This is a genomic window from Pseudonocardia thermophila, from assembly GCF_900142365.1.
Lineage (GTDB): Bacteria > Actinomycetota > Actinomycetes > Mycobacteriales > Pseudonocardiaceae > Pseudonocardia > Pseudonocardia thermophila.
The window spans coordinates 120,043-136,961 of the sequence record NZ_FRAP01000012.1; the positions used below are offsets into that span (position 1 = coordinate 120,043).

Below are 16,919 nucleotides of genomic sequence, written 5' to 3' on the forward strand. Positions count from 1 at the left end.
TCGGGTCGTGGCCGGGCAACGGTCAGAAGGCCGGCTGGAGGGTGCCCGCGCGCACTTCCTCCGCGGTCACCAGCTCGCCGAGCTGGACCGAGTAGGCGGGGACGGGCTCGCCGCGCAGGTACTTGACGGTCGACTCCACGGCCGTGGCCGCCGTGGGCAGGTGCCGGACAGTGGCCAGCGCCTTGCCGGCGGCGATCGCGTCGAACATCTCCTTCTGGCCGTCGAGCCCGATGACGTCGATGCCGCTGCGGCCGCTCGCCTCGATCGCGGAGATCGCGCCGAGCGCGGCCTCGTCGTTGGCGCCGAAGATCAGCTGGACGTCGGGGTGGGCGGCGAGGATCGACTCGGCCGCCTTGGCCGACGCGTCGCGGCGGTACTGGCCGGGCTGTTCGGCGACGATCTCGAAGTTGCAGGCCTTGCGCAGCTCCAGCTCGAAGGCGCTGGTGCGGGCCACACTGGACTGGTCGCCGGTGATGCCGGAGATGATCGCGACCTTGACGCCCGGCTGGCCTTCGTAGTGCTTGACGATCCACTCGCCGATCGTCTTGCCCTCCGACGCGTACGGCGCCAGCGCCTGCGAGGCGGGCTTCACGCCGAGCATGCCCTTCTGCGTGAAGCTGTAGGCGATGTCGCGCTGCTGGGCCTCCTGCAGGACCGCGTTGAGACCCTGGGTGTTGGCCGGCATCATCACGATCGCGTTCGAGCCGCTCGCGATCGCGTTCTGGATGTCGTTGAACTGCTTGTTGACGTCGTCGTTGGCGCTCACGACGTCCAGCTGCACCCCGAGCTCGGCGGCCTTCGCCTGGGCCAGCTGCTGCTGGGTGACCAGGAACGGGTGGGAGAGCCCCTCGATCGAGAAGGTGATCTTGATCGGCGCGTCCGGCGGGAGCGGCTTGGGGTTGGTGTTCAGGGTCTTTCCGGCATCGGCCGCGGCGATCCCGTAGAGGTTCTTCGACAGGGTCTCCTCGAGCTCGGCGATCCGCTGGGCGTTCTCCGGGCAGTTCGGGCTGATCGCCTGGGCGTCGACGGTCGAGGCCGTCGAGCCGCCGCATCCGGCCAGCAGCAGGGTCGCCGCCACGACGGCGGCGCCGAGGGTGATCGATCGCATCGGTGCGATCTCCTTCCGTTGACGGGGGAAGAGCCGAGGGGTCAGGTGCGACGGGAGCGCCGGGCCGGGGCCATCGCGACCGGCGGGAAGAGCAGGCTCGAGATCTTCTCGGCGGCCTTGATCAGCAACGGGGCGAACTCGTCGACCGCCCGGTGGTCGTCGAGCCGGAACTTCGGCGCGCCGATGCAGACGGCGGCGACCGCGTTGCCGAGCGGGTCGAGGATCGCGGTGGCGACCGACCGGACGTCGGGCTCGCGCTCCTCGAAGTTCAGGGCGTAGCGGCGCTTGCGCACCTGCTCGAGATCGGCGGCGAGCTCCGCCATGCTCGTGACGGTGTTCGGCGTGTACCGGATGTAGTCGAGCCGGGGGAGCAGCCGCTCCACGAGCACCGCGGGCAGGAACGCGAGGATCGCCTTGCCCTGCGAGGTGGCGTGCAGCGGAACCCGTTGCCCGACCTCGCCGTACATCTGGACCGGGTGCGGCGAGCGCAGGCACTGGACGTAGGTGACCTCCAGGCCCTCGCGCACCGACAGGAAGACCGTCTCCCCGCTGGTCTCCCGCAGCTCCTCGAGCACCGGCAGCGCCAGCTCGCCGAGCGAGCGCCGATCGATGCGCAGCGTCCCGAGCAGGCGGGCCTGCGGCCCGAGCTCGTAGAGCTTGGTGACCTCGTCCTGCACCGCGAAGCCGCGGTCGCACAGCACGCGCAGCAGCCGTCGCGTCGTGCTGAGCGGGAGGTCCAGTGCCTGGGACAGGCTCGTGAGGTTCGCGCCTCCGGCCTGGATGCCCAGCTCGCTGAGGACGTCGAGCAACCGGTAGGCCGCCTGCGCCCCTTGTACTTCCACCATGTGGCAACTCCTCGTCGTGTTGCGGGCGAAAGAGTGCGGATTCGGCAGGCGATCTGTCAAGATGTCCGTCGAAATCTCCCAGAAAACTCGGGATTTCAGATGCTGGATCGCCGTGGAACATGTGCGCCACGATGTGGCGATATTCCACGATGTGACAGTCTCGCGAGGTCGGTGTGCGGTCAGTGACGGGACCCGGGTCGGCCGACGCGGCGAGTCGCACGTCCGGTCGGGTGAGTGCTGCTGCGCCTCACCCGCCCTCTCACCCGCTGCCTCACTCGCCGAGTCGCGTGTTCGGCCCCGGTTGCGGGTGCCCGGGAACACGATCGCCTCCGGCGGGGGCGCCGTCCGGCGGCCGGTAAAGTGGTTCGCCGTGTCTCCTGCAGTTTCCGCACCCGCCGTCGACCCCGAGCTGCAGCGCGCGCAGGAGAATGCGGTTGTGCAGCTGATCGCGGTACCGCCGGTCGCCGAGGAGCTCGCGGCCGAGTTCGCCGCGGCCGGACATCGGCTGTACCTGGTGGGCGGCAGCGTGCGTGACGCACTGCTGCAGCGGCCGGTGAGCGACCTCGACTTCACCACCGACGCGCGGCCCGAGCAGGTCGTGGCGCTGCTGAAGGCGCGGCGGGGGCCGATCTGGGACACCGGCATCGAGTTCGGCACCGTCGGCACGAAGCGCGGCGACTACTCGATCGAGATCACGACGTTCCGCTCCGACGCCTACGACCGCGTCTCGCGCAACCCGGTCGTCGCGTTCGGTGACTCCATCGAGGACGACCTGCGCCGGCGTGACTTCACCGTGAACGCGATGGCGCTGGAGCTGGTCCCGGACGGCCAGCACCGGTTCGTCGACCCGTTCGGCGGCCTGGCCGCGCTCGCCGCCGGCACCCTCGACACGCCGGCCACGCCCGAGGAGTCGTTCGCCGACGATCCGCTGCGGATGCTGCGCGCCGCGCGGTTCGTCTCCCAGCTCGGGCTCACCCCCGCCCCGCGCGTGGTCACCGCGATGACGGAGATGGCGGGGCAGCTCAGCCGGATCACCCGCGAGCGCGTGCAGGCCGAGCTGACCAAGCTGATCCTCGGCCAGCACCCGCGCCGCGCGATCGAGCTGATGGTCGACACCGGCCTCGCCGAGGACGTGCTGCCCGAGGTGCCCGCGATGCGCCTGGCCATCGACGAGCACATGCAGCACAAGGACGTCTACACGCACTCGCTCGTCGTCATGGAGCAGGCGATCGAGCGGGAGACCGACGGGCCCGACCTGGTGCTGCGGCTGGCCGCGCTGCTGCACGACATCGGCAAGCCGGCGACCCGGCGCAAGGAGCCCGACGGTCGGGTGAGCTTCCACCACCACGAGGTCGTCGGCGCGAAGATGGTGCGCAAGCGGCTGCGGGAGCTGCGCTACCCGAAGCAGATCGTGGACGACGTGGCGCAGCTGGTGTTCCTGCACCTGCGCTTCCACGGCTACGGCAAGGGCGAGTGGACCGACTCCGCCGTGCGCCGCTACGTCACCGACGCCGGGTCGCTGCTGGACCGCCTCCACAAGCTCGTGCGCTCCGACTGCACCACGCGCAACAAGCGGCGGGCCGCCGCGCTGCAGCGCAGCTACGACTCGCTGGAGGAGCGGATCGCCGCGCTGCGGGCCAAGGAGGAGCTCGATGCGATCCGGCCCGATCTCGACGGCAACCAGATCATGGAGATCCTCGGCATCTCGCCGGGCCCGCTGGTCGGCAAGGCGTACAAGCACCTGCTGGCGCTGCGGATGGAGCGCGGCCCGCTGGGGCACGACGAGGCTGTGGCCGAGCTCAAGCGCTGGGCGGCTGATCACGGCCTCTGATCCGGCCCCGGGTCGCTGCGAACGGCGCTTTCGTGAGGAACGGTGCTCACGAAGAGGGCCGTTGGTTGCTCTGGGGACGGTGTTCAGGACGGCGCGGCCGGTGCGCGGCTCGAGCCGGGTTCAGGAAGCCTTGCGGCGCCGGAGCAGCAGCAACAGGTCGTGCCCCAAGTAGCCCACGACGTAGAGCAGCGCGGCCGCCCCGAGCAGCAGCGGCGCGCGGCCGTCGGGCGGGGACAGCAGTGCCGTGACCGTGACGGCGATCACGTACCCGACGTTGAACACCACGTCGTAGAGCGCGAACACCCGGCCCAGCGCGGCGTCGCGCACCTCGCTCTGGACCGCGGCGTCGGTGCACAGCTTCACGATCTGGCCGGTCATCCCGATCACGAACGCGCCGGCGAGCACTGCGGGCATCGACAGCAGCGCGGCCACGACGACCTGGCTGAGCACGGCCGCGATCAGCGCCGCCCGCACGGTCCACGTGCGCCCGATCCACCGCACCAGCGCCGGGGTCACCACCGCGGCCAGCACCAGGCCGGCGGCGGTGCAGGCGAGCGCCTCCCCGATGCCCTCCAGCCCGGCTCGGAACACGCCCTCGTCGACGAACGCGTACCGGTAGAGCAGCAGCGTCAGCAGCGTGCTGATGCCGAACGCCAGCCGGTGGCAGCCCAGCGCGAAGAACGACGACGTCACCGTCGGGGTGGCGAGCGAGGCCTTCGCCCCGTCGAGCAGGCCGCGGGCGACCGCGATGAGGGCCTGCGGGTGCTCGTCGAACTGGTCGGGGCCCAGCCGTTCGCGGGAGAACCGCACCGCGATCAGCGCCGCGACCACCGCTCCGAGGATCGACACCGACATCGTGGCGGCCGATCCGGCGTCGTCCCCGCCGAACACGTGCCGCAGCCCGACCGCGCTGCCCGCCCCGAGCGCGGACATGCCCGTGCCGATCGTCACGGCGAGCGTGTTCGCCTCCACCACGTTGTGCTTGGGCACCACGTGCGGCAGCGACGCCGACAGCCCGGCCAGCGCGAACCGGCCGATCCCGGCCACCACCAGCGCCCCGACGTAGAACAGCGGGCCCTGGTTGCCGGCGAGCACCAGCAGCGCGACGAGCGGGATGATCGCCGCCTTCGCGAGGTTGGCGACCGTGAGCACCAGCCGTCGGTCCCACCGGTCGAGCAGGGCCCCGGCGAACGGGCTGACCAGCGAGTACGGCAGCAGCAGCACGGCCAGCCCGGCGGCGACGGCCAGCGGATCGGCCTGCCGCTGCGGGTTGAACAGCACGGACGCGCCCAGCGCGGCTTGGAACAGCCCGTCGCCCCACTGGGTGGCGAACCGGACCGCGAGCAGCCTGCGGTAGCCCCGGGTGCGCAGCAGGCGCACCACGCCGAGCCGGTCGGTCGTGGGGCGGGAATCCCCGGTCACGCCCTGTTCACGGGGCGTGGCGGAAGGCGTGGGCACGGTGGGCAAGGCTACGCGCTCGGGCAGGTGCGACGATGAGACCGTGGTGGACGCCCGATCCGGTGAAGGTCTCGATGTGGAACCGGGCAGTCTGCTCATCGCTGCACCCGGTCTGACCGACCCGAACTTCCGCCGCACGGTCGTGTACATGATCGAGCACCGTGCGCGCGGCAGCCTCGGCGTCGTGCTCAACCGGCCGAGCGAGGTGCAGGTGCGTGACGTGCTCCCCTCGTGGGCACCGCTCGCGTCGAGACCGCACGCAGTGTTCGTCGGAGGACCAGTCGAGAACGAGACGGCGCTGTGCCTCGCCACGCTCCGCGCGGGGCAGGACCCGAGGGCCGTACGCGGCCTGGTACCCGTACGCGGACCGGTCGCGCTGGTCGATCTCGAGTCCGATCCGCGCGCGCTCGAGCAACGATTGCGCGGGCTGCGGGTGTTCGCCGGGTACGCCGGGTGGGACGCCGGCCAGCTGGAGGGCGAGATCGCCCGTGGGGACTGGATCGTCGTGCCCGCCCTTCCGGACGACGTCCTGTCGGGGCACGACAGAGGGCTCTGGGAGCACGTGCTGCGCCGTCAGGGCATGCCCCTGGCGCTGCTGGCCACGTACCCGGTGGACGTGCGGCGCAACTAGCTGGGTGCGCCGACGCGCCCGGCGAGGGCGGTCGCGCCTGGCGCGTCCGGATCGTGCGGAGGACCGCCGGACGAATCTCCGCGCGGGTGTGTCCGTTCCGCGGCCGTCATGGCCACCACGGTTGATGCTCCTGTTGCCCCTGCTCGAGCCGGGACCACTCGCGCGCTCCTGACGGCCGGTGCGTTCGCCGGGCCGCGCTTCGTGGCCGTGTCCGGCACCGGGGGTCCTGACGCGTGGGGGTTCGACCTGTCCCGGCACGCGCTGAGCGGGCTGAGCCGCGGCTCCACGGGCTGGGTGCAGATCGCCGGGTTCGTCGGCGCGGGTCTGCTGGCGATCGCGCTCGCGGTCGCCGTGCGGCGGACGCGGGGCCGCGCCGCGGGCGTGCTCGTCGGCGTCGACGGCGCCGGGCTGGTCGGGAGCGTCCACCGCGGATCCGTGCGGCGGATTCCCGGTCGGGACGCCTCCCGACTGCCTCGGCGCGATGAGCTGGTACTTCCAGCTCCACTACGCGGTGTCGGTGATCGGGATCCTGGCGCTCGTCGCGGCGTGCCTCGTGATCGGCCGCCGCGCTGCTCGACGGGACCACGGCCGTGGTGGTCGTCGGGCTGCTGGGGCAGCCCGGGGTCGACGGCATCACGATCCGGCTCGCGCTGGCGGCGCTCGCGCTGTGCATCTGGACGACCGCGCTGGCGCTGCGCCTGCGGAGCGCGCAGGGCCGCCCGCTCTGACGCGACGGGCTGCCGATCCCGATGGCCGAGCAGGACCGTTGCTGCGGGACGCGGGCGTGATCGCGAAGGGACAGCGCTGGTCATGGAGGCGCTGCCCCGGGGCCGGTCGGGGCGTACCAACTGCAGGCGGCCATCGCGGCCGGCCACGACGAGGCCCCGGACGCGCAGTCCACTGATCGGCCGCAGATCGTCGCGCTGTCCGAGCTCCTGCTGCGGATCGACGACAACCTGATCGTGCGCCTGGACCACCTGCTCGCCGTCGCGGTGGTGGACGGCCCGGCGGCCGGGCTGACACTGCTGGACGAGGTGGCGGCCGACCCGCGGCTCGCACGCGATCACCGGGTGCCGGCGGTGCGGGCGCACCTGGTGGAGCGCTCCGGCGATCGCGCGGGTGCCCGTGCGACGTTCCTGGCTGCAGCGGGCCTGGCGGTCAACCCGATGCAGCAGCGCTACCTGGCCGGCCGTGCCTCGGCGCTGACGTGATCCAGCTCTCGTCGGTCAGCTCGTCCGCTCGGCGGTGTTCTCGGTGCTGTCCTCGCCGCTGCCGGTGCTGCAGCCGGCCACCCGATCGCAGCCCGGGCACGAGCCTCCGCAGACCGGCATGGGCGCGGGCCGGACTGCCGCCGCGGCGCGGTCGCCCACGGTGCCGGCGATGCCGGTGAACACCAGCACCCCGATCACCCCGATCACGACGAGCGCCCAGGCCAGGCCCGCGCCGGGCCCGGTGAGCAGCACGCCGCCGGTCAGCGCGCCGACCGCGCCCGCTGCGGCGAAGGGCACTGCCGCTGCCTTGTTGGCGACCTGGAACGCGGCGTCGGAGGCGAGCGTCGCGCGGGTCTTCACCCCGGCGAACCGGTTGCGCGGCAGCCGCCCGCGCGCGCCGAGGGCCGCGGTGGCCAGGAGCAGCAGGCCGGCGAGCAGGAGCAGGCCGCCGAGGACGGAACCGAGGTACGCGGGCACCGGTCCAGGGTAGGCGAACCCGATCGCAGGCCCGCGGCCAGCGGCGTTACCCTGAAAGACGTGGCCCGCCGACTTCTCGTGCCGGCCGCGCCGAGGTAGCGAAGACAGACATCCACGCCGGCGCGGCCGACCCCTCATGCTCACGGGCACGAGGGGTCTTCTGGTTTTCGGGCCGACAACGACCTTCCCTGGAGCGGGACATGACCACGGACACGACCACGACCGGTGCCCCGGCGGAGCCGTCGGGCGATCCCGATGCCCTGCCGTACCGCTACAACGCCGCGCTGGCGGCGGAGATCGAGCGGCGCTGGCAGGACCTCTGGGAGGAACGCGGCACCTTCCACACCCCGAACCCGGCCGGGCCGTGGGCCACACCGGAGGCCATCAAGGGCGAGAAGGTCTACCTGCTGGACATGTTCCCCTACCCGTCGGGGAAGGGGCTGCACGTCGGGCACCCGCTGGGCTTCATCGGCACCGACGTCCTGGGCCGCTACCTGCGGATGACCGGCCACAACGTGCTGCACGCGATGGGCTTCGACGCGTTCGGCCTGCCGGCCGAGCAGTTCGCCGTGCAGACCGGCGCGCACCCGCGCAAGACCACAGAGGACAACATCCGCCGCTACAAGGCGCAGCTGCGGCAGCTGGGTCTGGCGCACGACCCGCGCCGCTCCGTCGCCACCACGGACGTCGAGTTCTACCGCTGGACCCAGTGGATCTTCCTGAAGATCTTCGAGTCCTGGTACGACGAGGAGCAGCAGAAGGCCCGCCCGATCTCCGAGCTGGTCGAGGAGTTCGCCCAGGGCAAGCGCCGCACCCCCGACGGGCGCGGCTGGTGCGAGCTGACCACCGCCGAGCAGCGGAAGGTGATCGACTCCTACCGGCTGGCGTACGTGTCCGAGGCGCCGGTGAACTGGTGCCCCGGCCTGGGCACGGTGCTGGCCAACGAGGAGGTCACCGCCGACGGGCGCAGTGAGCGGGGCAACTTCCCCGTCTTCCGCCGCAACCTGAAGCAGTGGATGATCCGCATCACCGCCTACGCCGACCGGCTGATCGACGACCTGGACCGCGTCGACTGGCCGGAGTCGGTCAAGGCGATGCAGCGGAACTGGATCGGCCGCTCCGAGGGCGCTCAGGTGCGCTTCCCCACCACCACGAACACGGGTGAGCGGGTCGACATCGAGGTGTTCACGACGCGGCCGGACACGCTGTTCGGCGCGACCTACATGGTACTGGCACCCGAGCACCCGCTGGCCTCTCAGCTGCCGCCCGCCGAGTGGCCCGAGGGCACCGACGAGCGCTGGACGGGCGGCGCGGCGACGCCGGCCGAGGCCGTGACGGCCTACCAGCGGGCCACCTCGCGCAAGTCCGAGCTGGACCGCCAGGAGAACCGCGAGAAGACCGGTGTCTTCACCGGTGCGTACGCGACCAACCCGGTCAACGGCAAGAAGATCCCGGTGTTCATCGCCGACTACGTCCTGATGGGCTACGGCACCGGCGCGATCATGGCCGTGCCCGCCCAGGACCAGCGCGACTGGGACTTCGCCGCCGTGTTCGGCCTGCCGGTGGTCCGCACCGTCGACCCGGGCGAGGACTGGGACGGCGAGGCGTTCACCGGCGACGGGCCGGCGATCAACTCCGCGAACGACGAGATCAGCCTGAACGGTCTGAACGTCGCCGACGCCAAGCGCACGATCATCGACTGGCTGGAGGAGAAGGGCTACGGCAAGTCGGTCGTGCAGTACAAGCTGCGCGACTGGCTGTTCTCCCGGCAGCGCTACTGGGGCGAGCCGTTCCCGATCATCTGGGACGAGGACGGCCCGCTGCCGGTCCCCGAGGACCAGCTGCCGGTCGAGCTGCCCGAGATCGCCGACTACTCGCCGAAGACGTTCGACCCGGAGGACGCCGACTCCGAGCCGGAGCCGCCGCTGTCGCGCGCCAAGGACTGGGTGCGCGTCGACGACAAGCACTGGCGCGAGACCAACACGATGCCGCAGTGGGCCGGCTCCTGCTGGTACTACCTGCGCTACCTGGACCCGGAGAACGACGAGCGCTTCGTCGACCCCGAGGTCGAGCGCTACTGGATGGGCCCGGACCCGAACAAGCCCGGCGACCCGGGCGGGGTCGACCTGTACGTCGGCGGCGTCGAGCACGCCGTGCTGCACCTGCTGTACGCGCGGATGTGGCAGAAGGTGCTGTACGACCTGGGGGAGGTCAGCGCCGAGGAGCCGTTCCGCAAGCTGTTCAACCAGGGCTACATCCAGGCCTACGCCTACACCGATGAGCGCGGTGTCTACGTGCCCGCCGAGGAGGTCGTCCAGAACCCCGACGGTGGTTTCACGTGGAACGGCAAGCCCGTGAACCGCGAGTACGGCAAGATGGGCAAGTCGCTGAACAACGTGGTGACGCCCGACGAGATGTGCGAGCGCTACGGCGCCGACACGTTCCGGCTGTACGAGATGTCCACGGGCCCGCTGGAGGCGTCGCGGCCGTGGTCGACGCAGGACGTCGTGGGCTCGCAGCGGTTCCTGCAGCGCGTGTGGCGCAACATCATCGACGAGCGCACCGGCGAGCTGCGGGTCACCGACGAGGCCCCGGACGACGACACGATGCGCCTGCTGCACCGCACCATCGCCGGGGTCCGTGAGGACTTCGAGGCGCTGCGCTACAACACGGCCGCGGCGAAGCTGATCGAGTACAACAACCACCTGACCAAGACCTACGGCAAGGTCGGGGTGCCGCGCGCGGCCGCGGAGCCGCTGGTGCTGATGATGGCGCCGCTGACGCCGCACATCGCCGAGGAGCTGTGGCAGCGGTTGGGTCACGAGGAGTCGCTGGCGTACGGGCCGTTCCCGGAGGCGGACGAGCGCTGGCTGACCGTCGACACGGTCGAGTACCCGATCCAGGTCAACGGCAAGGTGCGCTCGCGCATGACCGTCCCGGCCGACGCCGACAACGCCGCACTGGAGGCCGCGGCGCTGGCCGACCCGAAGGTCGTGGAGCTGCTGGCCGGGCGCACCCCGAAGAAGGTCATCGTGGTGCCCGGGCGGCTGGTGAACGTCGTCGGGTAGGTCCGATCAGAGCACGACGCGGCCGGGTGATGCTTGCTCACCCGGCCGCGTCACGTCTGCTCGGCCATCACGACCTCGGCCATCTCCACCCGGTCCAGCCCGGTGGCAGCTCCTGGTGGACGATCCGCGGCGCGCGGGCGACGACCGCCGGCAGCCGGCCGAAGAACCACTGCGCGTGCTCGGAGCGCACGTGCGCCTCGCCAGCCGCCTGGTCGGCGTAGTCGGCGAGCACGACGTACTCGTCGCCGCCCTCCACGCTCTCGTAGCAGGTGAAGCGCAGGTTGCCGGGTTCTCGCGCACCTGGGCCGAGTAGCGGACGATGCCGTCGAAGAAGGCCTCGCGCTGGTCGGGGCGCACGTCGATGCGGATGACGATGAAGATCATGGGTGCCTCCGGTCGGTCGCTCCGACCTCCGCGCACCACCGGCGCTCCTGTGCCGGCCGATCCGTTCAGCTGACGAGGATCCGGACCCTGCGTGCGCGGCCGCCGGAGGCAGCGGCGTGCGCTCGGCCCGCGACGGCAGATCATCGCTCCCGGTTCTGCTCCCGCTCCCGGGCCACCTCCTCCGACACGCAGATCCACTCCCCGACCAGATCGATGACGCACCGAGCGTCGTCCAGCGCCGCCTGGGCCACGTCCAGCGGCGGGGCACCGATCTCGGCGAGCTGCTGGCGGTTGAGCAGCAGCCGCAGCCGCCGCCCGGCCTCGGGGTCGAGCCCGCGCTCGCGCACCACGTGGCGCAGGAACGCGGCGACGACGGCGGACTCCCCGGCGGGCGGCACCCGATCGAGCAGCAGCAGCGCCGCCTCGGCTACCTGCAGCGCTCCGCGCAGCGCGACGGCCACCGACTGGGCGGTGAGCCCGGCGACGGCGAGCACGTGCCCGGCTGTCAGCTCGTCGCGAGCTCGGCCGATCGGGGCGGGAACGCTCACTAGACGATCCTCACCGCCTCGGCAGCGGCGCGGCGCAGCCGAGCCGTCTGCGCCTGCTCCAGCTCCCCCACCCGCACCGGCAGGGCGGTGAGGGCGATGCCCGACCGCACGCTGTGCCGCCACAGCAGCTCATCCATGCGGTCCAGCTCGGCCCACGGCGACTGCATGGCGCAGAGCACCACGACGAGGTCCAGCGCGGGGATCTCCGGCAGGTCCGACTGCGCCCACGGGCCGACGACGAGCACCCGGTCGAGCCGGTCGCCGTAGAGGATCGACAGGTCCACGGCGACGGCCGCGGCGAGGTCGGCGTCGTCCCCGGTCGGGTCGGGGTGCTCGGCGGCGGCCCGGTCGGCGACCAGCGGGTCCATCAACCCCTCGTTCACCAGCCACGCGAGCGCGCGCCGGCGGCCGCGGGCGTCGCGGAAGCGGAACCAGGCGTCGCGCAGGTCGGGGAACTCGACGAGTGTGTCCTTGAACCGGCGGAACGCCCCCGGCCCGTTGATGGCCCGGTCGAGCAGGTCGGCGGCGCGGCGGCGGTGCACGGAGGCGACGAAGTCGGCCATGTCGCGGTAGCTCTCGCGGCTCTCCGTGCGCCGGATCCGCACCCACCCCACCGCGGCCAGCTCCTCCGGCGCCTCGGGATCGCCGCCGCGGGTCAGGCTGCGGATCGCGCCGCTGTGCCGGTCGATCCACCACGAGCGGCCGTTCGTGCGGTCGTCGAGGGCCTGCGCGAGCGCCCCGAGATCGACGGCGGCCGGCTCCAGCATGCGGCGAGACTAGTGTCCGCCGGGCCGATCAGCGCCGTCGTTCGACGGCGGCCACGACCCCCAGCCAGCCCATCGCCACGAGCACGGTCACCGCGAGCACGAGCGGACCGGCGTACCCGCCCGCCGTCGAGTAGAGGTCCCCGGCGAGGAACACCGCACCGGCGAGGCGCGAGCCCCGGGCGAGCCGCGCCTGACCGGTGCGGGAGTAGTGGTGCCCGGCGACGAAGTTCGCCGCGATCAGCGCCGCGAACGCGATCGTGCCGACGACGAGGTGGCCGATCGTGCTCGCGGTCATGCCGGGCACGCCCGGGTCGCCGACCGGGAAGCCGCCCCCGCCCTGCAGGACGAACGGGCCGGCCAGCACCAGCCCGATCCCGGTGACGGCGACCAGCCGCGGCGCCCACACCCCGTCGGGGCTGCCGCGGAGCGCCTGCCGCAGGCCGAGCGCGCCCGCGAGCGTGAGCAGCCCGCTGCCACGAAGTTCGTGATCTGCAACCAGCCGAGGTCGCCGTTGGACAGCATGCTGATCGGGAAGCGGACGAGGTCGAAGCCCTCGCGGGTGAACGCCTGCGCGAGCGAGACGACGCCGAAGACGACGGGTGCGGCGACGAGCCCGGCGAGCAGGCGCCGGGTGCGGACGTCGTGGGTGCGGGTGCGGGCGGCGGTCACGGTCATGGTCGGTCCTCTCGGAGCTGACGGGAACAGGTGCGCTCGTTCGTCGGCACCGTTCTCGTCGCAGTCCGGACACGGCGTCTGAACAGGGAAGATGTGCGTTCCCTGTCGCATCAGGCGTTCCCTGTCACATAATCCCGGGCGACGCACCTGCGTCCGAGAGCACAACGACCACGAGGAGGACGGGGTGCAGTTCCTGTTCACCATGAAGGACAGCGGCCACAGCGGCGAGGTCGATCCCGATCTCTACACCCGCATGGGCGAGTTCATCGCCGAGCTCAGCAAGGCGGGCGTGCTCGTCGCCACCGGCGGCCTGGACGCCGGTACGCGGCTGCGCAGCGAGAACGGCGAGCTGACCGTCACCGACGGCCCGTTCGCCGAGACCAAGGAGGCGATCGTCAGCTTCGCGCTGCTCGAGGTGCCCTCGCGGGAGGAGGCGCTCGAGCTGACCAAGCGGTTCCACGAGGTGCTCGGCGACGGCGAGTCGACGATGTACCAGGTCTTCGGTCCGGACACCGCGTGACACCCGACGTCGTCGGTGAGGTCTGGCGGGCCGAGTCCGCGCGCATCGTCGCCGGACTGGCCCGCCTGCTCGCCGGCGACGTCGGCCTGGCCGAGGAACTGGCGCAGGACGCCCTGGTCGCGGCGCTGGAGCAGTGGCCGGCGACCGGAGTTCCGGAGAACCCCGCCGCATGGCTGACCACGGTCGCCCGCCGCCGCGCGGTCGACGCGCTGCGCCGCCGGGCGCGCACCGATCGCGGCCGCGCCGAGCTGGCCCGCAGGCTCCAGGAGGAGCCGCAGGAGGTGCTTCCCGATCCGGGCGGCGAGCTCACCGACGACGTCCTGCGGCTCATGGTGGTCGCCTGCCACCCGGTGCTCGACCCGCAGGCCCGGGTCGCGCTGACCCTCCGCGTGGTCGCCGGGTTCACCACCGCCGAGATCGCGCGTGCGTTCCTGCTGCCCGAGCCGGTGATCGTGCGGCGGATCAGCCGGGCCAAGCGGGCGCTGGCCGTGGCCCAGGTGCCGTTCGAGGTCCCGGAGGGGCCGGAGCGGGCCGCCCGGCTCGCGTCCGTCAGCGACGTGCTCTACCTCGTCTTCAACGAGGGCTACGCGGCCACCGGGGGGGCCGACTGGCTGCGGCCCGCGCTGTGCGACGAGGCGATCCGGCTGGCCCGCATGCTCGCCGATCTCGCGCCCGACTCCGCGGAGGTGCACGGCCTGCTCGCGCTGATGGAGTTGCAGCACAGCCGCCGCGCCGCCCGGGTCGACGCCGACGGGGTGCCGATCCTGCTGCAGGACCAGGACCGCTCCCTCTGGGACGCCGACCGGATCCGGGCCGGGTTCACGGCGCTGCTGCGTGCCCGGGGGGCCGGTGGCCCGCCCGGCGCGTACGTGCTGCAGGCGGCGATCGCGGCCTGCCACGCACGGGCGCGCACGGCGGCGGAGACCGACTGGCGCCAGATCGCCGGGATCTACGAGCTGCTGGTCCGGGTGCAGCCATCGCCCGTCATCGCGCTGAACCGGGCGGTCGCGGTCAGCATGGTCGAGGGCCCCGACGCTGGGCTGCGGCTCGTCGAACCGCTGCTGGCCGAGCCCGCCCTCGCCCGCTACGCGCTGCTGCCCGGCACCCGCGGCGAGCTGCTGGCCAGGGCGGGTCGGGTGGCCGATGCACGGGCGGAGTTCCGCCGGGCCGCGGAGCTCACCGCCAGCGGCCCCGAGCGCACGGTGTGGGAGCGCCGGGCCGCGGCGCTGGGGCCGCAGCGGCCTGCTGGCCCAGCCCTCGGCCCGGCCGTGACGGAGTTCCTCGCCGGCTGCTCACCGTCGACCGCGCGCTCCTACGCCCAGACGCTGCACCGGCTGCGCCGCGATCTCGGCCCGGACCTGCCGGTCGCGGACCTGACCGCGCAGGCGGTCGCCCGCGTCGTCACCACGGCCTGGGCGGACGCCGCCGCGGCCACGTGGAACCGGCACCGGGCCGCGGTGCGGGCGTTCGCCGCGTGGGCCGGTGTCCCCGGACTCGACGCGCTGCTGCCCCGTCGGGCCGCGCCGCGGCGGCGCACCCGGCCGCTGCCGGTCGACCGCCTCGCGCTCGCCGTCGAGAACGCGCCGCTGCGCGAGCGGGCGCTGTGGCAGCTGCTGCGGGTCAGCGGGGCCCCGGTCTCCGCCGTGCTCGCGCTCGACGTCGAGGACCTCGATCTCACCGCCCACCGTGCGGGCGGCATCCGCTGGGACGCGGCGACGTCGGCCCTGCTCGCCGAGCTGGTGGGCGGACGCAGGCGCGGTCCGGTGTTCCTCGCCGCGCGCCGGCCCGGTCCGGGCCGGCCGCGCGCGCCGGCCGATCTCTGCCCGGAGACCGGCCGCGGACGGCTGTCCTACCCGCGCGCGGAGTACCTGTTCAAGCAGGCGTCCGGCGGCGCGACCCTGCGCAGCCTGCGCGGGACCGTGGAGGGGCCTAGAAGGGCCGCAGGCTGAGCTCGGTCAGCGCCGCGTCGTCCGGAGCGGTCACCGCCACCATCACGGCCCCTGCGACCGATTCCGGCCGCAGGTACTGGTCGGCGTCGTACGTGCCGCCCTCCTGCTCGACGACGTGCCGCTGCATGTCGGTGGCGGTCCGGCCCACGTGCAGCGACGTGACCCGCACGCCGTTGGGGGCCTCCTCGGCGCGCAGAGCGTCGGCGAAGGCCCGCAGCGCGAACTTGCTCGCCGCGTACGGGCCCCACCCGGGCCGGGCGACCAGCCCGGAGCCCGAGTTGAGCAGCACCACCCGGCCACCCGCCCGGCGCAGGGCCGGCAGCAGCAGCCGGGTCAGCTCGGCGACGGCGACGACGTTGATCTCGTACTCGCGCCGCCACACCTCGGCGGGCGTGTCGGCCACGGTCCCGATCTCGCCGATGCCCGCGGAGTGGACGAGCACGTCGAGGCTGTCGATGCCACCGACGGCCTCGGCGACCTCGTCGTGGTCGGTCAGGTCGACGGGCCACGCGCGGGCCCCGGGCAGCTCGGCGGCCAGCGCCTCGAGCCTGGCCGTGTCGCGGCCGCCGAGCAGGACGTCGTAGCCGGGAGCCAGTACGCGGGCCACGGCTGCACCGATCCCTCGCGACGCTCCGGTCACGAGGGCGAGTGGACGCAGGTGAGGCGCAGGTCCGGTCACGGAGGGCGACCCTACCTGGGCGCCCTCCGTGACGGACCGTTCACGAGATCCGGACCGGTCAGACGCGCCGGGCCGTGGTGAACGGCATGCGGTTGAGGTCGGAGATCTTCACCGGCTGCCCGCTCGTGCTCGCGTGCACGACCTTGCCGTTGCCGATGTAGATCGCGACGTGGCTGATCGGCTTGTAGAAGAAGACCAGGTCGCCGGGGCGCAGGTCGGACTTCGCGACCGGCTTGCCCACGCGGGCCTGTGCCGCGCTCGTGCGCGGCAGCGATACGCCGACCTGCTTGTAGGCCCAGCTGACCAGGCCGGAGCAGTCGAAGGCGTTGGGACCGGCGGCACCCCACTTGTAGGGCTTGCCGATCTTGGAGAGGGCCAGCTGCAGCGCGCTCGAGGCGCGCTGCGCCTGCACGTGGTCGGCCAGGACCGCGCCGGTGGGGTCGATGGTGGTGGTCGTCAGCGCGACGGGGGTGACGACGGCTGCGGAGCCGTCGGCGGGGGCGGCGAACGCCGGGGTCGCCGGCAGCAGCGCAGCGAGGGCAGCCACCGACGTGGTGACGACGGCGCGGCCGAAGGTCCGACGGAAGGTCGGGTCGGGGGTGTGCTGGGGCACGGGTCGTTCCTCGGGTGTCGCACCGCCGGACGGTCGATGCGCGTCCATGGGGGGGTGGACGTCGACGACGCGCGGGGACGGCGTGCGGGCCGGCGCGGTGGCCGGCCCGCACCCCTGCGTGCCTGTCCGGCGGTGACCCCAACGTCCGACGCTCC

Annotated in this window: 16 protein-coding genes and 2 pseudogenes; 8 read left to right on the forward strand and 10 right to left on the reverse strand. The window is 72.9% G+C overall.

Annotated features, from left to right (window positions below; all coding sequences use genetic code 11):
• Positions 1–22: 22 nt before the first annotated feature.
• Positions 23–1,108 (reverse strand): substrate-binding domain-containing protein, encoded by a 1,086-nt coding sequence (locus BUE41_RS16535; protein WP_073458007.1) that lies wholly within the window; start codon positions 1,106–1,108, stop codon positions 23–25.
• Between the two features lie 41 nt (positions 1,109–1,149).
• Positions 1,150–1,953 (reverse strand): IclR family transcriptional regulator, encoded by an 804-nt coding sequence (locus BUE41_RS16540; RefSeq protein ID WP_200803946.1) that lies wholly within the window; start codon positions 1,951–1,953, stop codon positions 1,150–1,152.
• Positions 1,954–2,323: 370 nt separating this feature from the next.
• Between BUE41_RS16540 and BUE41_RS16545 the strand changes: the two genes are divergently transcribed.
• Positions 2,324–3,784, forward strand: coding sequence for a CCA tRNA nucleotidyltransferase (locus BUE41_RS16545; protein WP_073458087.1), 1,461 nt, complete (start codon positions 2,324–2,326; stop codon positions 3,782–3,784).
• A 120-nt stretch (positions 3,785–3,904) separates the two neighbouring features.
• Here the strand turns inward: BUE41_RS16545 and BUE41_RS16550 are convergent, their stop codons facing one another.
• On the reverse strand, positions 3,905–5,242 hold the full coding sequence (locus tag BUE41_RS16550) for an MFS transporter (RefSeq protein WP_234997310.1): 1,338 nt from the start codon (positions 5,240–5,242) through the stop codon (positions 3,905–3,907).
• A 76-nt stretch (positions 5,243–5,318) separates the two neighbouring features.
• Between BUE41_RS16550 and BUE41_RS16555 the strand changes: the two genes are divergently transcribed.
• The 4 genes and pseudogenes from BUE41_RS16555 to BUE41_RS16565 all read left to right on the forward strand — a co-directional run bounded on the left by BUE41_RS16555 (position 5,319) and on the right by BUE41_RS16565 (position 7,084).
• Positions 5,319–5,873 carry a YqgE/AlgH family protein gene (locus BUE41_RS16555; protein WP_234997312.1) on the forward strand — a complete coding sequence of 185 codons (555 nt, stop codon included), beginning with the start codon at positions 5,319–5,321 and terminating at the stop codon, positions 5,871–5,873.
• A 108-nt stretch (positions 5,874–5,981) separates the two neighbouring features.
• A pseudogene (locus tag BUE41_RS32935) lies at positions 5,982–6,281 on the forward strand (DUF998 domain-containing protein); the annotation flags it as partial.
• A 182-nt stretch (positions 6,282–6,463) separates the two neighbouring features.
• Positions 6,464–6,601 (forward strand): hypothetical protein, encoded by a 138-nt coding sequence (locus BUE41_RS31965; protein ID WP_234997314.1) that lies wholly within the window; start codon positions 6,464–6,466, stop codon positions 6,599–6,601.
• 234 nt (positions 6,602–6,835) lie between these two features.
• Complete coding sequence (locus tag BUE41_RS16565; RefSeq protein WP_073458010.1) at positions 6,836–7,084, forward strand: hypothetical protein; 249 nt, start codon at positions 6,836–6,838, stop codon at positions 7,082–7,084.
• A 15-nt stretch (positions 7,085–7,099) separates the two neighbouring features.
• Here the strand turns inward: BUE41_RS16565 and BUE41_RS16570 are convergent, their stop codons facing one another.
• Complete coding sequence (locus BUE41_RS16570; RefSeq protein WP_073458011.1) at positions 7,100–7,561, reverse strand: SdpI family protein; 462 nt, start codon at positions 7,559–7,561, stop codon at positions 7,100–7,102.
• 200 nt (positions 7,562–7,761) lie between these two features.
• Here BUE41_RS16570 and leuS point away from each other — a divergent pair, with 200 nt between their 5' ends.
• Positions 7,762–10,629 (forward strand): leucine--tRNA ligase, encoded by a 2,868-nt coding sequence (gene leuS, locus BUE41_RS16575; protein ID WP_084755213.1) that lies wholly within the window; start codon positions 7,762–7,764, stop codon positions 10,627–10,629.
• 67 nt (positions 10,630–10,696) lie between these two features.
• Here leuS and BUE41_RS32940 read toward each other — a convergent pair whose 3' ends face one another.
• The 4 genes and pseudogenes from BUE41_RS32940 to BUE41_RS32945 all read right to left on the reverse strand — a co-directional run bounded on the left by BUE41_RS32940 (position 10,697) and on the right by BUE41_RS32945 (position 13,207).
• Complete coding sequence (locus tag BUE41_RS32940) at positions 10,697–11,224, reverse strand: putative quinol monooxygenase (RefSeq protein ID WP_407691672.1); 528 nt, start codon at positions 11,222–11,224, stop codon at positions 10,697–10,699.
• Positions 11,154–11,561: a hypothetical protein gene (locus tag BUE41_RS31975; protein ID WP_073458012.1), complete on the reverse strand. Its 408-nt coding sequence runs from the start codon at positions 11,559–11,561 to the stop codon at positions 11,154–11,156. Before BUE41_RS31975 ends, BUE41_RS32940 begins: the two co-directional genes overlap by 71 nt.
• Complete coding sequence (locus tag BUE41_RS16590) at positions 11,561–12,328, reverse strand: UPF0158 family protein (protein ID WP_073458013.1); 768 nt, start codon at positions 12,326–12,328, stop codon at positions 11,561–11,563. The genes BUE41_RS31975 and BUE41_RS16590 overlap by 1 nt, the downstream gene beginning before the upstream one ends.
• A 28-nt stretch (positions 12,329–12,356) precedes the next feature.
• Positions 12,357–13,207, reverse strand: a pseudogene (locus BUE41_RS32945) (DUF998 domain-containing protein).
• Here BUE41_RS32945 and BUE41_RS16600 point away from each other — a divergent pair.
• Positions 13,188–13,523 carry a YciI family protein gene (locus tag BUE41_RS16600; protein WP_073458014.1) on the forward strand — a complete coding sequence of 112 codons (336 nt, stop codon included), beginning with the start codon at positions 13,188–13,190 and terminating at the stop codon, positions 13,521–13,523. The pseudogene BUE41_RS32945 and the gene BUE41_RS16600 overlap by 20 nt on opposite strands.
• A complete protein-coding gene (locus BUE41_RS16605) occupies positions 13,520–15,472 on the forward strand; it encodes an RNA polymerase sigma factor (protein ID WP_073458015.1) in 1,953 nt (650 codons plus the stop codon). The genes BUE41_RS16600 and BUE41_RS16605 overlap by 4 nt, the downstream gene beginning before the upstream one ends.
• On the opposite strand, the gene BUE41_RS16610 is transcribed toward BUE41_RS16605, so the two are convergent.
• Together BUE41_RS16610 and BUE41_RS32695 are read right to left on the reverse strand one after the other, a co-directional pair.
• Complete coding sequence (locus BUE41_RS16610; protein ID WP_073458090.1) at positions 15,453–16,130, reverse strand: SDR family oxidoreductase; 678 nt, start codon at positions 16,128–16,130, stop codon at positions 15,453–15,455. The two genes, BUE41_RS16605 and BUE41_RS16610, sit on opposite strands and share 20 nt — an antisense overlap.
• Positions 16,131–16,209: 79 nt before the next feature.
• Complete coding sequence (locus BUE41_RS32695) at positions 16,210–16,764, reverse strand: C40 family peptidase (protein ID WP_073458016.1); 555 nt, start codon at positions 16,762–16,764, stop codon at positions 16,210–16,212.
• Between the last annotated feature and the right edge of the window lie 155 nt (positions 16,765–16,919).